9 protein-coding genes are annotated in these 16407 nt (G+C 36.2%); all 9 read left to right on the top strand.

Translation table 11 applies throughout. From position 1 onward, the window contains the following. Positions 1-15 precede the first annotated feature (15 nt). Positions 16-327 (top strand): DUF6660 family protein, encoded by a 312-nt coding sequence (locus ABD963_RS07620; RefSeq protein ID WP_062618764.1) that lies wholly within the window; start codon positions 16-18, stop codon positions 325-327. Between the two features lie 96 nt (positions 328-423). Next, positions 424-4758: a CusA/CzcA family heavy metal efflux RND transporter gene (locus ABD963_RS07615; protein ID WP_345276356.1), complete on the top strand. Its 4335-nt coding sequence runs from the start codon at positions 424-426 to the stop codon at positions 4756-4758. A gap of 4 nt (positions 4759-4762) precedes the next feature. After that, positions 4763-5965: an efflux RND transporter periplasmic adaptor subunit gene (locus ABD963_RS07610; RefSeq protein WP_345276355.1), complete on the top strand. Its 1203-nt coding sequence runs from the start codon at positions 4763-4765 to the stop codon at positions 5963-5965. Positions 5966-5967: 2 nt separating this feature from the next. Then, complete coding sequence (locus tag ABD963_RS07605) at positions 5968-6384, top strand: Fur family transcriptional regulator (RefSeq protein WP_250432545.1); 417 nt, start codon at positions 5968-5970, stop codon at positions 6382-6384. A 56-nt stretch (positions 6385-6440) separates the two neighbouring features. Next, entirely contained in the window at positions 6441-8396 is a 1956-nt protein-coding gene (locus tag ABD963_RS07600; RefSeq protein ID WP_345276354.1) for a heavy metal translocating P-type ATPase, read from the top strand. Between the two features lie 60 nt (positions 8397-8456). Continuing rightward, complete coding sequence (locus ABD963_RS07595; RefSeq protein WP_250432543.1) at positions 8457-8870, top strand: HYC_CC_PP family protein; 414 nt, start codon at positions 8457-8459, stop codon at positions 8868-8870. Between the two features lie 108 nt (positions 8871-8978). Next, positions 8979-12680, top strand: a complete 3702-nt coding sequence (locus ABD963_RS07590) for an efflux RND transporter permease subunit (RefSeq protein WP_345276353.1) — start codon at positions 8979-8981, stop codon at positions 12678-12680. After that, a complete protein-coding gene (locus ABD963_RS07585) occupies positions 12677-13900 on the top strand; it encodes a TolC family protein (RefSeq protein ID WP_345276352.1) in 1224 nt (407 codons plus the stop codon). The genes ABD963_RS07590 and ABD963_RS07585 overlap by 4 nt, the downstream gene beginning before the upstream one ends. Before the next feature lie 3 nt (positions 13901-13903). Further along, entirely contained in the window at positions 13904-16405 is a 2502-nt protein-coding gene (locus tag ABD963_RS07580) for a heavy metal translocating P-type ATPase (RefSeq protein WP_345276351.1), read from the top strand. Positions 16406-16407 lie beyond the last annotated feature (2 nt).

Raw genomic sequence — 16407 nt, 5'->3', positions numbered from 1 at the left:
TTTATCTTTGTCTCGATGAAAGTGTTAGCACTCATATTATCTATTTATATCTTTGCGCTCAATTTAGTGCCTTGTGAAGATAATGGTATACCTGATAATGAGGTTAAAACTGAAATTTCTCAAGCGTTAGACAACGACCATCAACACCAAGGAGCAGATTTATGCTCACCATTTTGCCAATGCCACTGTTGTCATATTCACGTTACACATTTTAATGTTGTAGATTACAGTTTATCTAATACTGTTATTCCAACTCAATTATTCTATTATTTTGATGGTCTTGAAAAAGACTTCAATACTACCCTTTTACAACCACCACAGGTTTAATGAATACCTGCGTATGCAGGTATCTTATAAATTCAAGTAACCCATTTTTGTAATAGGTTGCTTATCTCTATTTATAAATTCATTATAACCATTCTTATGATTAATAAAATCATTGATTTTTCAATCAATAATAAATTCATTATTGGTTTGCTAACGCTTACCATTATTGGAGCAGGTATCTGGAGTATGACAAAAGTACCCATAGATGCCGTTCCCGATATTACCAACAACCAAGTTCAGGTAATAACGCAATCCCCAAATTTAGGTACAGAAGATATTGAGCAAATAGTTACCTATCCTGTTGAGGTGGCAATGAGCAATTTGCCCAATGTGGAAGAAATTCGCTCAATTTCACGCTTTGGTCTGTCAGTAGTAACCATCGTATTTAATGATGATATGGGTACATATCTTCCAAGGCAATTGGTAGCAGAAAAACTCAACGAAGTAAAAGAACAAATTCCTGCTGGTTTTGGCGAACCTACAATGGGGCCTATATCCACAGGTCTGGGAGAAATATATCAATACACTTTAAAAGTAGCCCCAGAGTTTAAAGACAAATATTCCATTTCAGATGTGCGTACAATGCAAGACTGGATTGTACAACGCCAAATGGCAATGGTTCCTGGGGTTGTCGAGGTCAACGCTATTGGTGGTAAAATAAAACAGTATGAAGTTGCTGTAGACCCTAACGAGCTTAAATCTATAGGGATTACCATTACAGATGTATTTGAAGCCCTCGAAGCCAACAACCAAAATACGGGAGGTGCTTATATCGAAAAAAACCACCAGGCTAATTTTATACGTGGAGAAGGTTTGGCAAGAAGTTTAAACGATATAAAAAAAATTACGGTTAAAACCATTAATAATGTGCCTATTACCATTGGTGATATAGCAACGGTTCAATTTGGTTCAGCCATTCGTTACGGAGCATTAACACAAGATGGTGAAGGAGAAGTTGTCGGTGGCTTGGTAATGATGCTTAAAGGAGCAAATTCAAATGATGTGATTGCCAATGTTAAAGAGAGAATGGTTGAAATACAAAAATCGTTACCAGAAGGTGTTGTTATTGAACCACTTTTAGACAGAAGTAAGTTAATTGGTGAAACCACTTCTACAGTTGCTAAAAACCTTATTGAAGGGGCTTTAATCGTTATTTTCGTCCTCATTTTCTTGTTGGGTAATTGGCGAGGTGGTTTAATTGTAGCATCAACTATTCCACTATCGTTACTGTTTGCATTTATTTTAATGAATGTATTCAACGTATGGGCAAACCTGATGAGTTTAGGAGCTATAGATTTCGGAATTATTGTAGATGGTGCAGTAATTATTGTGGAGTCTACTGTATTTCTTATCGCTTCCCAAGTACTTAAAAAGAAAAAAATAACAAACAAGGAGCGTGATGAGGTTGCTGCATCGGCTTCCAAAAAAATGATGAATGCAGCCTTTTTCGGTCAGCTTATTATCCTTATTGTGTTTCTTCCCATTTTAGCCTTACAAGGTATTGAAGGGAAAATGTTCAAACCAATGGCATTGACCTTTATTTTCGCAATGATTGGAGCTATGGTTTTGTGTCTTACCTACGTACCAATGATGTCTGCTTTAGTATTGAGAACACCAAAAAATGATAAATTATCTTATGGTGATAAATTTGTGCATTGGGTTGAAAATAAGTACAAACCTTTATTGGAAAAAGCCCTTTTAAAAGGCAAATTAATTACAGGGATTGCAGTGGCTCTATTTGCTGTAACAGTCTTTATGTTTACCCGAATGGGAGGTGAATTTATCCCACAACTCGATGAAGGCGATATTGCATTCCACGCCATTTTAAAACCAGGTAGTTCACTATCTGAAACAGTAGAAACCACTACCAAAATTGAGCAGATTGTAAAGGCAAAATTTCCCGAAGTTGAAAAAATAGTTAGTCGAATTGGTGTTGCAGAAATACCAACCGACCCAATGCCTATGGATTTAGCAGATGTATTTGTAATCCTAAAACCTAAAAATGAATGGACTACGGTAGAGACAAAAGATGAGCTTATTGAAGCAATGAAAGAAGCTGTTGAAATTATCCCTGGAGTCAATTATGAATTTACCCAACCCATAGAAATGCGTTTTAATGAGTTGCTTGAAGGGGTGCGTGAAGATATTGCCATTAAGTTGTACGGCGAAGACATCGAGGTCTTATCCCAAAAGGCAGAGGAAATCACTAAAATAATTGCAGGAACACCGGGTATTGGTGATATGAAAGCCGAAGCCACAACAGGCTTACCACAAATGACCATAACCTACAATAGAGATAAGTTGGCGCAATACGGGCTGCAAATCAACACACTTAACAAAATGGTGCAATCGGCATTTGCCGGAGGAAATGCAGGCGTTATTTTTGAAGGCGAAAAACGGTTTGATTTGGTAGTTCGTTTAAACCAACACAATCGTAAGGATATATCAGATATTCAAAATCTGTTTATCAATTTGCCTTCTGGGGCACAAATTCCACTTCGTGAAATAGCTGATATATCTTATAAAGCGGGACCTATGCAAATAAGTAGGGACAATACCAACAGAAGAACCTATGTAGGTATAAATGTAAGAGGGCGTGATGTAAAATCATTGGTAGAAGAAATTAAAACCAAATTAGATGCACAATTGAAATTACCCTCTGGCTATTTTGTACGCTATGGCGGTGCTTTTGAAAATTTGGAACGAGCCAGTAACCGCTTGCAAACCGTAGTACCTATTGCCTTACTGCTTATTTTCGTACTGATATACTTTGCTTTAAAATCAGTACCACAAACCTTAATGATATACATTGCTATTCCAATGGCTACCATTGGCGGTGTGGTAGCGTTGTGGCTACGAGATATGCCCTTTAGCATTTCGGCAGGTGTTGGTTTTATTGTATTGTTTGGCGTGGCCGTACTAAACGGCTTGGTAATGATAAGTGGCTTAAATGAATTGAAAGAAGAAGGCGTTACCAATTTAAAAGAACGAATTTTGGAAGGTACAAAGCGAAGAATACGTCCCATTATGCTCACTGCTTTTACTGATGTATTGGGCTTTTTACCAATGGCTGTTTCAGCATCGGCAGGTGCAGAAGTACAGCGTCCGTTGGCAACCGTAGTTATTGGTGGGTTATTGACTTCTACATTACTCACCTTATTTGTATTGCCTATTTTATATCATTGGGTAGAGAATAAATCGTTTAGGTTAAAGCTAAACAAAAAAATAGTGAGTGCAACCGCAGTACTGGTTTTAATGTTTGTGTTTTCAACTCGAAGTAATGCACAACAAATCACGGATACCTTGTCTAAAATCACTTTAAACGATGCTGTTGCTTTATCTAAAAAGAACTATCCACTATTGAAGCAAAAACAATTGGAAGTTACCAAACAAGAAAACCTAAAATCCACAGCATATGATTTTGGTTCTACTCAAATCTTTACAGGAGGTGAAGAAGTGAAAGATGGAACAGGAATCTACACAACGGTCGGTGTTGGACAATCAAATATGGATGTGTTTGGAATCGGAGCAAAACGAAAACTGCAACAACAACGCATTGAGTTGTCTCAAAAAGCATTGCAATTATCTGAATTGGAGGTAGAACTGGAAGTGAAAAAAGCGTGGGCAAAATGTTATCAGTCTATGAGAAACTTTCAGTTGTACAAAGAGCTTGATTCCATCTATGGTAATTTTGAACAAGCAGTTACGCTGAACTTTGAAGTGGAAGCCATTTCTAAATTGGAGTATTCAGCGGCAAAAAATCAAGTGTTTCAAATTCAAAATAAAAAAGTACAGGCATACAGAGATTACCTCATAGCCATACAACAGTTAAATCTTTGGTTATTTGAAGACGAAATTTATACTGTATCAGAAGAATTGGAAAACATTGCAACGATTGAAACTGATAGCTTATCAACAAATGAACATCCAATGGTTACTGTTTCAGAAAATCAATTGAATGTCGCCGAAGCAGAATTGAGAGCGGCAAAAGCCGATAATTTACCGAAATTGAACCTTCAGGGTGGTTTACAAAAAGTTAATGGTAATTCAGGTTTTTATACCTATCAAGCAGGAATTTCTATTCCATTCCTGTCAGGATCAAATAAAGCCCGAATTAAATCGGCAAAAATTGACAATGCTATTGCAGAAAGTAATTTGTTATTCAAAAAACAAGAATTACAATCACAATATGCACAAGCAAAAGAAAATTATTTAAAATGGAAACTGTCTTGGGAATTTTACAAAACACAAGTGTTACCATTAACCAAAGACCAGAAATCAGGAGCGTTGTTGGCGTATAAGGAAGGAGAAATAGATTATACCACCTTTACACAATTGGTAAAAGAAGCCGTACAGTCAGAACTGGAAGCTCAAAACGCTTTAATCAATTATTTAGAAAGTGCATTTCAATTACAATATTTCAATCAATAACATTATGAAAAAAACAGCATACAAATACATCGCAGTCATTTTTGCAGCACTTTTTATGGTGTCTTGTAATAAAAAAGACCATTCAGAAAATGATGGACATTCTCACGATAAAACAGAACAAACCAGTGAAAATGAAGAACACCACGAAGAAGGCGAAGTAACGATTAATCAGCAACAGTTTGATGCCTTAAAAATGAAAATAGACACCTTGGGCTTACGCAATATGAGTGGCTATGTTGAGGCAAACGGCACATTGGAAGTACCACCCCAAAACGAAGCTGCTATTACTTCTGTTATAGGAGCAAATGTAACATCCATAAAAGTAATTGAAGGCGATAAAGTTGAAAAAGGTCAGGTAGTGGCTTATTTGTCACATCCAAATATTATAGCCTTACAGACCGATTACCTAAACGCTTATAGCAATAGCGAACTTTTAAAGAAAAATTACGAACGCCAAAAAAAATTATACGATGCAGGAGTAGGATCTGGTGCTAATTTCCAAAAGGCAGAAGCAGAATACAAAGGTTCAACGGCATTAGTAAATGGTTTGTCAGCTCAACTGAAAATTTTGAATATCAATACAGCATCAGTTCGTAATGGGAGTATCGTTCAACAAATTCCGTTACGAAGCCCCATTGAAGGTTTTGTGCAGAAAGTGGAAGTAAAAACAGGGCAATATGTAGAACCACAAACTGAACTGTTCGAGATTGTAAACACACACCACGTTCACGCAGATTTGATGGTGTTTGAAAAAGATGTCTATAAAGTAAAACAAGGGCAAAAGGTAACTTTTAGTGTGCAATCCATACCAGATGCAGAACTTTCGGCCGAGATTTACTCGGTAAGCAAAACCTTTGAAGACAACCCTAAAGCGGTTCACGTGCACGCCGAAATAGAAAATAAATCAGGTAATCTCATTCCAGGTATGTACATTCAAGGAAGAATACAAACCGATAATGCTTTAACAAAGGCATTGCCTGAAAGTGCCATTGTAAAAGATGGCGATAGATTTTTTGTTTTTACGTTAGAAAAAGAAGGTGAAATTTGGGCTTTTAAGCCTGTAGAAGTAATAACTGGAGAAAAAGATGGAGATTGGATTGCAGTTACTTTTTCAGAAGAAGTATCCGCTAATACCAAATTTGCTTACAATAATGCGTATTACCTTATAGCAGAAATGAAAAAAGGAGAAGCAGAACACGCTCATTAATTATGGAAACAATAGAACAATTATTAGAGTCAAAAGGTATTCGCGTTACGGCAATGCGGTTGCTTATTTATAAATTTCTTGCAGAAAAAGAAATTGCTGTAACGTTAAGCGACATTGAAAATGCGTTTGGAAAAGCAGATAGAACAACGCTTTACAGAACAATAAAGACCTTTGAGGAAAACGATATTGTGCATCAAATAGACGATGGTACAGGTATTACCAAATACGCATTATGTGAACAAGGTTGCAATTGCAATATTAAAACAGATTTGCACTTACATTTTCATTGTAGCATCTGTGGTAATACTGTTTGCTTAACAGAACATAAAATACCACAAATCAAAGTTCCTGAAGGTTTTGTAGCAGAAAATGTAAACTTGGTGGTAAAAGGTATATGTGATAAGTGTAGTGGCCAATAAATGCACTTCTGTTGCATCCTAATTTTACGGAACTTTGAATTTAAGACAACTTAAAAATGAAAAAAAAGAAAATTAATTTAAGAGACTTAAAGCTTGATTCTGATAACGGGCATAGTCACGATGATGGCCACAATCATCACGGTAAAAGTTCAAGTCAATTTAAAGCATACATTCCCGCCATTATAAGTTTTACAATGCTTATCATTGGAATAGGATTAGACTATTTTGATGTTTCTTTTTTTAAGGATTGGCTTCGTATAATTTGGTACGGCATAGCATATCTACCTGTTGGTTTTCCGGTAGTGAAAGAAGGTTGGGAAAGCATAAAAAAGGGCGATGTGTTTACAGAGTTCTTTTTAATGTCTATAGCAACTATTGGTGCGTTCATAATAGGTGAATATCCCGAAGGCGTTGCGGTGATGCTATTTTATGCAGTAGGCGAATTGTTTCAAAATGCAGCAGTCAATAGAGCCAAAGGAAACATTAAGGCCTTATTGGATGTAAGACCAAAGGAAGCCAATGTTTTTCGAGATGGGGATTATAAAAGTGTCAATCCTGAAAGTGTCGAAATAGGCGAAAAAATCCAAGTACGTGTGGGTGAAAAAATCCCATTGGATGGAATTCTGCTATCTGAAAAAGCATCTTTAAATACCGCAGCGTTAACAGGCGAAAGTAAACCTGACACCATAAATAAAAAGTCAAAAGTATATGCAGGAAGCATCAATCTGGAAAGTGTGATTGAAGTGGAAGTTACCAATAAGTTTGAAGATAGTTCCATTGCCAGAATATTGGATTTGGTACAAAACGCCACAGCAAGAAAGTCCAAAACCGAATTGTTTATCAGGAAATTTGCACGTATTTACACACCAATTGTAGTGTTTTTAGCAATAGGTGTTACGTTTCTACCGTACTTTTTTGTAGAGGATTATGTGTTTAGGGATTGGTTGTACAGAGCATTGATTTTCTTGGTAATATCCTGCCCTTGTGCGTTGGTAATTTCTATTCCGTTGGGCTATTTTGGTGGTTTAGGCGCAGCTTCAAAAAATGGTATTCTGTTTAAAGGCGCTTCGTTTCTTGATGCAATGTCCAAGATAAACACCTTGGTAATGGACAAAACAGGCACGGTTACCAAAGGAGTTTTCAAAATCAAAAACATAAAAACGTTTGATTGGAATGAAAAAGAATTTATGAACTATTTAATGGCAATGGAAGAGCAATCCACACATCCCATTGCTAAAGCTATTATGGAATACCAGAAAGGAACCAACAATTTTGAAGCAAATAAGGTCTCTGAAGTTGCAGGTAAAGGGTTAAAAGGTGTGGTAAATGGTAAAGAAGTTTTGGTTGGAAATAAAGCGTTAATGGTGTCCAATAATATAGAAGTGCCTAATGAAACTGAAGCTATCGTGGAATCTATTGTCTTGGTAGCTATTGATAATGTTTTTGCAGGTTATGTGGTAATTGCGGACGAATTAAAGGAGGATGCTAAAGAAACCATATCAAGTTTACATAGGGTAGGGATTAAAAAAATAATGATGCTTTCAGGAGATAAAGATTCCATAACTCAACAAGTGGCAAAGGATTTAAATATAGAAAATGCCAAGGGAGGTTTATTGCCAGAGGATAAATTAAATGAAGTTGAAGCAATAAAGAAAAATTCAGAAAATAAAGTAGCCTTCATTGGTGATGGTATTAATGATGCACCCGTTTTAGCAGCAAGTGATGTAGGTATAGCAATGGGCGGATTAGGTAGCGATGTAGCCATAGAAACAGCCGATGTTATCATTCAAACCGACCAACCTTCAAAAGTAGTGAAAGCTATTAAAATAGGCAGTTCCACACGAAAAATTGTATGGCAAAATATCATTTTGGCTTTTGGAATAAAAGTAATTGTACTGATTTTGGGAGCAGGGGGTTTAGCAACAATGTGGGAAGCTGTTTTTGCAGACGTAGGCGTGGCTTTATTAGCAATTCTAAATGCGGTAAGGTTACAGAAAATGAAATGGAGTTGAGCATTAAACTTCTGTTAATTAAATAAGTATTTGTTAAAATTTCGTAACTTTGCAATTACAATGAAAAAAGTATTGCATAAAATAATGGCTTTCGCAATGGCTTTTGTAGTGTTATTCTCTACATTGTCATTTACGGTCAATATGCATTATTGTGGCGGTACTTTGGTTGAAACAGCATTTCTAAAAAATGTAAAAGGTTGCGGAATGGAAATGGGCAACCCTTCAACAGAAAGCTGTTCAATCACCAAGAAAAATTGTTGTGATAATAAGCAATTATCAATTGAAGGTCAAGATGAGTTACAACTTACCATTGATAAAATTTCTTTTGAGCAACAAGTATTCATTGCATCCTTTGTATATACTTACATCAACCTTTTTGAAGGTTTAGAAAAAAACGTAACGGCTTACGAAGAATACAAACCGCCACTCGTCATAAGGCGTATCTACAAGATTGACGAGACCTATTTAATTTGATTCTTAAACTTTAGACTGTGTTATCCTATGGCTTTTTGCCATAAGGATAATTTGCTGTATTCGGTGTTGTCCTAACGCCAATGTCTAACTGTTTAATTATCAAAACCAATGCTAAACAAAAGCATCAAATTCTTAATAGAAAATAAACTCGTAGCAGTTTTACTACTCGTCCTTTTCATAGGTTGGGGAACTGTAAATGCACCTTTTAATTGGGATACAGGTTTTTTACCAAGCAACCCTGTAGCTGTAGATGCTATTCCAGATATAGGCGAAAACCAACAAATTGTATTTACCAAATGGGATGGTCGTTCGCCACAAGATATTGAAGACCAAATTACCTATCCATTAACCACATCATTGTTGGGTATTCCTGGAGTAAAAACCATTCGTAGCTCGTCTATGTTTGGCTTTTCCAGTATCTACATCATTTTTGAAGAAGATATAGAGTTTTACTGGAGTCGAAGTCGCATTCTCGAAAAACTAAATTCCTTACCAAGTGGTTTATTACCTGATGGTGTTAATCCTGCTTTGGGACCAGATGCTACAGGATTAGGTCAAATATTTTGGTACACACTCGAAGGTCGTGATGAAAATGGAAATGTAACGGGTGGTTGGGATTTGCACGAATTACGTAGTATTCAAGATTACTATGTAAAATATGCATTGTCATCTGCAAGTGGTGTATCTGAAGTTGCATCTATTGGTGGTTACGTGCAAGAATATCAAGTTGATGTAAACCCAGAGTTAATGCGTCAATATAATATTGGCTTGCACCATATTGTAAAAGCAGTTAAAGAAAGTAACCGAGATATTGGAGCACAGACTTTAGAAATCAATCAAGCCGAATATCTGGTACGTGGTTTGGGTTATGTGAAATCCATAGCAGACATCGAAAATGCAGTTGTAACTTCAGAAGATTACACAGCTATCAAAATTAAAGATGTGGCAAAAGTGTCTTTAGGTCCTGCAACAAGACGTGGAATTTTAGACAAAGAAGGTGCAGAAGTGGTTGGTGGTGTTGTAGTAGCACGTTATGGCGCTAACCCAATGGAAGTGATTAATAATGTAAAAGCCAAAATAAACGAATTAAGCGCAGGACTACCTACAAAAACGTTGGCAGATGGTAGAACATCACAAGTAACTATAGTACCATTTTACGACCGTACAGAATTGATTCAAGAAACATTGGGTACACTCAATGAAGCCTTAACTTTAGAAATACTCATTACCATTTTGGTCATTATCATAATGGTATTTAATCTTCGTGCTTCCGTATTGATTTCAGGGCTATTACCTGTTGCGGTGTTAATGGTATTTATAGCAATGAAGCTCTTTGGTGTCGATGCCAATATTGTAGCACTATCAGGTATTGCTATTGCTATTGGTACAATGGTAGATGTTGGTGTCATACTTTCAGAAAACATCGTAAGGCATTTAGACGAAAACGAAAACAAATTACCAATAAACACAGTCGTTTACAACGCAACAGCAGAAGTATCTGGTGCAATCGTAACCGCAGTAATGACAACCATTATCAGTTTTATTCCTGTATTTACAATGATTGGTGCAGAAGGAAAACTATTTAGACCATTAGCATTTACTAAAACCTTTGCTTTAACAGCGTCCATAATTGTAGCCTTATTTCTAATACCACCGTTTGCGGCCTTTTTATTCCGAAAAAAGAGCATTCAAAAACATTTTAAATATGCTTTAAACGGTGTTTTAATAGTATTAGGAATAGCAGCAATAATTTATGGATATTGGTTAGGAATCATACTCATCGCTTTTGGTGTCACAGCTTTATTAAATCTTCAAAACAAGATTTCAGATAAACAAGCAAACTTTGCCAACATCATCATTTCTGCTTCGGCAATTGTATTCTTATTAGCAGAATATTGGCGACCGTTAGGAGTAAACGAAAGCATCTTCTTAAACCTCATTTTTGTAGCTATTATTTGTTTTGGCTTGTTAGGTGTATTTGGATTATTCATTAAATACTACACACGTATTTTAAGATGGTGTTTAGACAATAAATTATTATTTCTTTCCATACCTACAGCAATTGTCATAGCAGGCTTTTTCATAATGAAAAACACAGGTAAAGAGTTTATGCCATCCTTAAACGAAGGTTCTTTTCTATTAATGCCAACTTCAATGCCACACTCTGGAGTAGAAGAAAATAAGCGCGTTTTACAGCAATTGGATATGGCAGTAGCCAGTATTCCAGAGATTGAAACCGTAGTTGGTAAGGCAGGAAGAACAGAATCGGCTTTAGACCCTGCACCATTATCAATGTATGAAAATATCATTCAATACAAACCAGAATATATGTTGAATGATAAAGGAGAACGTCAACGCTATAAGGTCAACGATGATGGTAAGTATGTATTAAAAAACGGAATGTCATTGCGAGCGGAGCAACGTGAAGCGTGGCAATCTCTAAATGCAAAAGAACAACTAATCCCAGACGATGATGGCGAGTTTTACCGTAATTGGCGACCCGAAATACAATCACCAGACGATATTTGGAACGAAATTGTAAAAGTCACCAAATTACCAGGTGTCACATCAGCACCCAAACTACAACCTATTGAAACCCGATTGGTAATGCTACAAACAGGTATGCGTGCACCAATGGGAATCAAAATAAAAGGACAAGATTTAAAAGAAATCGAAGCTTTTGGAATGCAGTTAGAAACCATTTTAAAAGAAGCTGAAGGTGTAAAGGATGAAGCTGTTTTTGCAGACCGTATTGTAGGTAAACCGTATTTACTTATTGATATTGACAGAGAAAAAATTGCACGTTATGGTGTAAGTATTGAAGAGGTGCAAAACGTATTAAAAGTAGCTGTTGGTGGTATGTCCTTAACCCAAACCGTGGAAGGTCGTGAGCGTTATGGTGTACGTGTACGTTACCCAAGAGAATTAAGAGCTAACCCAACCGATTTACAGCAAATTTACGTGCCTGTTGAAAAAGGTAGTCCTGTACCTTTAAGCGAATTGGCAACCATTCGTTACGAGCAAGGGCCACAAGTCATTAAAAGTGAAGACACCTTTTTAGTAGGCTATGTGTTGTTTGATAAAATGGATGGCTATGCAGAAGTAAATGTAGTAGAAAATGCGCAGGCAATGATTCAAAGCAAGATTGATGCAGGTGAATTAATAGTCCCAAAAGGCATTAACTATCAATTTACAGGAACTTACGAAAACCAATTACGTGCCGAAAAAACCTTATCGGTAGTTGTACCATTAGCATTGGCTATCATCTTTTTAATTCTGTACTTCCAATTCCGTTCGGTGGGTACATCATTAATGGTTTTTACAGGGATTGCAGTAGCGTTTGCAGGTGGTTTTTTAATGATATGGTTATACGGACAATCGTGGTTTTTAAACTTCAGTGTCTTTGATGAAAACCTTCGTGAATTATTCCAAATGCACACCATTAATTTAAGTGTAGCCGTTTGGGTAGGCTTCATTGCGCTCTTTGGCATTGCAACTGATGACGGAGTAGTAATGGCAACCTATTTAACACAAATATTCAATAGAAATTCACCGGAAACAAAAAAGGAAATTAGAGCATCTATTGTAGAAGCAGGTGAAAAACGTATTAGACCGTGTTTAATGACTACAGCAACAACCATTTTAGCACTCTTGCCTGTACTAACATCAACAGGACGAGGAAGCGACATTATGATTCCTATGGCAATCCCAAGTTTTGGAGGAATGCTCATCGCTTTAATCACCTTATTTGTAGTGCCAGTACTGTACAGCTGGAAAGCCGAAGTTCAACTTAAAAGAGCATCAAAATGAAACATATAAAAACAGTCTTTTTTCTTTTGTCAATTCTCTTTTGTCTCAAAGGAAACGCTCAACAATTAGAAACATTAATTGATGAAGCGTTAGAAAACAATCCTGAAATTCAAAAATTCGAGTTACAGTACAAAAGAGTTTCAGAAAAAGTGAATGAAGTCAATACCATTCCAAACACCGAATTTGGTGTGGGCTACTTTGTTAGCGAACCCGAAACCAGAACAGGCGCACAGCGTTTTAAAGTATCGGCAAAACAAATGTTACCTTGGTTTGGTACAATTACCTCTCGTGAAGACTATGTAACGTCACTTGCAGATGCTAAATACGAAGACATTGTTATTGCGAAACACAAATTGATGGCTTCGGTATCACAATCCTATTACAATCTGTATGCAAACCAAGCAAAACAGCAAGTGTTAACTGATAATATTAAATTGTTGGAAACCTATGAAACAATAGCATTGACTTCTGTTGAGGTAGGTAAAGCGTCAGCAGTAGATGTATTACGATTACAAATGCGACAAAACGATTTACAGCAATTAAAAGATGTGTTGCAACAACAGTTTTTAGCAGAACAAACCAATTTTAATAATCTTTTAAATAGAGATAATACAATTGAGGTTTCAGTTGTAGATAGCTTAACAATTCCGATAGAAGATTTTGAAATCAATACTGAAAGTCTATCGATACATCCTGAATTAGTAAAGTTTGACAAACTCTATCAGTCTGTAGAAAAGTCAGAATTACTAAATCAAAAAGAAAGCAGTCCAATGATTGGTTTCGGGTTAGATTACATCAATGTAGAAGAAAGACCAGATATGGATTTTTCAGATAACGGTAAAGATATTGTAATGCCTATGGTTTCGGTATCAATCCCCATTTTCAATAAGAAATACAAATCTATTTCCAAACAAAACGAACTGGAACAACAAGAGATTCTTTCACAAAAACAAGAGCGCTTGAATATTTTGGAAACCCTTTTAAGCAAGGCAATTAACGAACGAATTTCTGCAAGAATTAGTTATGCCACCCAAACCAAAAACTTAAAACAGGCTAAAGATGCAGAAGATATTTTAATCAAAAGCTACGAAACAGGAACGATTAATTTTAATGATGTTTTGGATATACAGGAATTGCAATTAAAGTTTCAAATGAACCAAATAGAATCCATTAAAACCTACTATGTTCAAAGTGTCATAATTAATTATTTAATTCAGTAAACAATGAAACATACATATCATATACACGGAATGACTTGTAACGGTTGTCGCAGTCACGTTGAAGAAACACTTTCAAAATTAAAAGGTGTTTCAAAGGCATCGGTTAATTTAGAAAAAGCCGAAGCCATTATAGAAATGGAACAGCATATTTCTTTAGAAACATTTCAAAAGGCTTTAAAAGATGATGGTGGTAGATATAGTATCCATAATCAAGAAGATCACCACCATCATTCAGAATCTAAAAAAGAAGAAACACCAAAAGGCAAACGGACAGGTACTTTTTACTGCCCAATGCATTGCGAAGGTGATAAAACCTACTATAAACCAGGCGATTGCCCTGTATGTGGAATGGACTTGGTTGAAGAACAAAATCTATCAACATCAAATGCAGAGCAATGGAAGTGCCCGATGCATCCAGAAATTGTAAAAGATGAAGCAGGTTCTTGCCCTATTTGCGGTATGGATTTAGTGCCAATGCAACCAGACCTTTCTGCTGAAGAAAAGACCTATAAAAAACTATTGAAAAAGTTTTGGATAGCAACAGCATTCACCTTGCCCATTTTCTTAATAGCTATGAGTGAAATGCTACATAACAATCCGTTATACGATATAATGCAACAGAAATATTGGAATTGGGTACAATTCATTTTATCCATACCTGTCGTGTTTTATGCTACTTGGATGTTCTTTGAACGAGCTTACAAAAGCATTAAAACGTGGAACCTCAATATGTTTACACTTATTGGTATAGGTGCAGGTGTAGCGTGGTTATTTAGTGTGATTGGTATGGTGTTTCCTGATGTATTTCCTAATGAGTTTAAAACTGAATCTGGAGCAGTTCACGTGTATTTTGAGGCTGCAACAGTTATTCTAACATTAGTGCTTTTAGGTCAATTATTGGAAGCTCGTGCTCACAGTAAAACCAATTCAGCCGTAAAAGAATTGCTCAAATTAGCGCCAAATAAAGCCATAAAAATGGTTGATGGTGAAGAAGTAGAAGTGAGTATTGACAAGATAGAACTTAACGATATTCTTAAAGTGAAACCAGGAGATAAAATCCCTGTTGATGGTATTATTACAGAAGGAGAAACCAGTATTGACGAATCAATGATTACAGGAGAACCTATTCCAGTTAATAAGGTTAAAGATGATAAAGTTAGCAGTGGAACAATAAATGGCAACCAAGCTTTTTTGATGAAAGCTGAAAAAGTAGGTAGCGATACGTTGTTATCACAAATCATACATATGGTAAACGATGCCAGCAGAAGTCGAGCACCTATTCAAAATCTTGCAGATAAAGTATCGGGTTACTTTGTGCCTGTCGTTGTCATTATATCATTAATAACGTTTGCAATTTGGGCTATTTGGGGACCAGAACCTGCCTATGTATATGCATTAGTTAATGCCATTGCAGTATTAATTATTGCGTGTCCTTGTGCGTTAGGTTTAGCAACACCAATGTCGGTTATGGTTGGTGTTGGTAAAGGTGCTCAAAATGGTGTATTGATTAAAAATGCAGAAGCTCTTGAAAAAATGAATAAGGTAAATACCCTTATTGTGGATAAAACGGGAACAATAACGGAAGGCAAACCAACAGTTGAAAAAATAGGCGCTTTTGGTGATAACTTTAACGAAAAAGAAGTGTTGAGCTATATAGTTTCCCTAAACAATAATAGCGAACACCCATTAGCAGAAGCAACCGTTAAATACGGTAAAGAACATAAGGCTGAAATTCTAAAATCTACCAATTTTAGTGCAGTTACAGGAAAAGGTGTAGAAGCTGAAATTGATAGTAAAAAAATAGCTTTAGGTAATCCGAAAATGATGGAATACGCAAATGCTCAAATCACCTCTAAAATGAAGGAAGAAGCTAAAACCTATCAAAAACAAGGGAAAACGGTGTCTTATTTGGCTATCGATAAAAAAGTGGTGGGTTATGTTGTAATAGGTGATAAAATCAAAGATACCAGTGCAAAAGCTATAAAAGAACTGCAAAGCAAGGGGATTGATGTGATAATGCTTACAGGAGATAATCACGATACAGCTCAAGCAGTAGCTTCTGAATTAAATCTGGCAGATTTTAAAGCGAGTATGTTACCCGAAGACAAATTACAAGAAGTTGAGAAACTTCAAAACAACGGTAAAGTGGTTGCTATGGCAGGTGATGGTATTAACGATGCACCAGCTTTAGCAAAAAGTGATGTAGGTATTGCAATGGGTACAGGAACAGATGTCGCTATTGAAAGTGCTATGATTACATTGGTAAAAGGCGATTTACACGGTATAGTAAAAGCTCGTCATTTAAGTAGTGCAGTAATGAAGAATATCAAACAAAATCTATTCTTCGCATTAGTTTATAATACGTTAGGCGTACCTATTGCAGCTGGTGTGTTGTTTCCATTCTTTGGCATTTTATTATCACCAATGATAGCTGCTTTAGCGATGAGTTTTAGTTCGGTGTCAGTTATTGCAAATGCGTTACGTTTAAGAAGGATAAAAATATAGTT

Origin of the sequence: Litoribaculum gwangyangense (genome assembly GCF_039543505.1) — a bacterium.
GTDB classification, from domain to species: domain Bacteria; phylum Bacteroidota; class Bacteroidia; order Flavobacteriales; family Flavobacteriaceae; genus Litoribaculum; species Litoribaculum gwangyangense.
The sequence above is the reverse complement of the archived record's forward strand: the minus strand, read 5'-3'. Positions and strand labels throughout refer to the sequence as shown.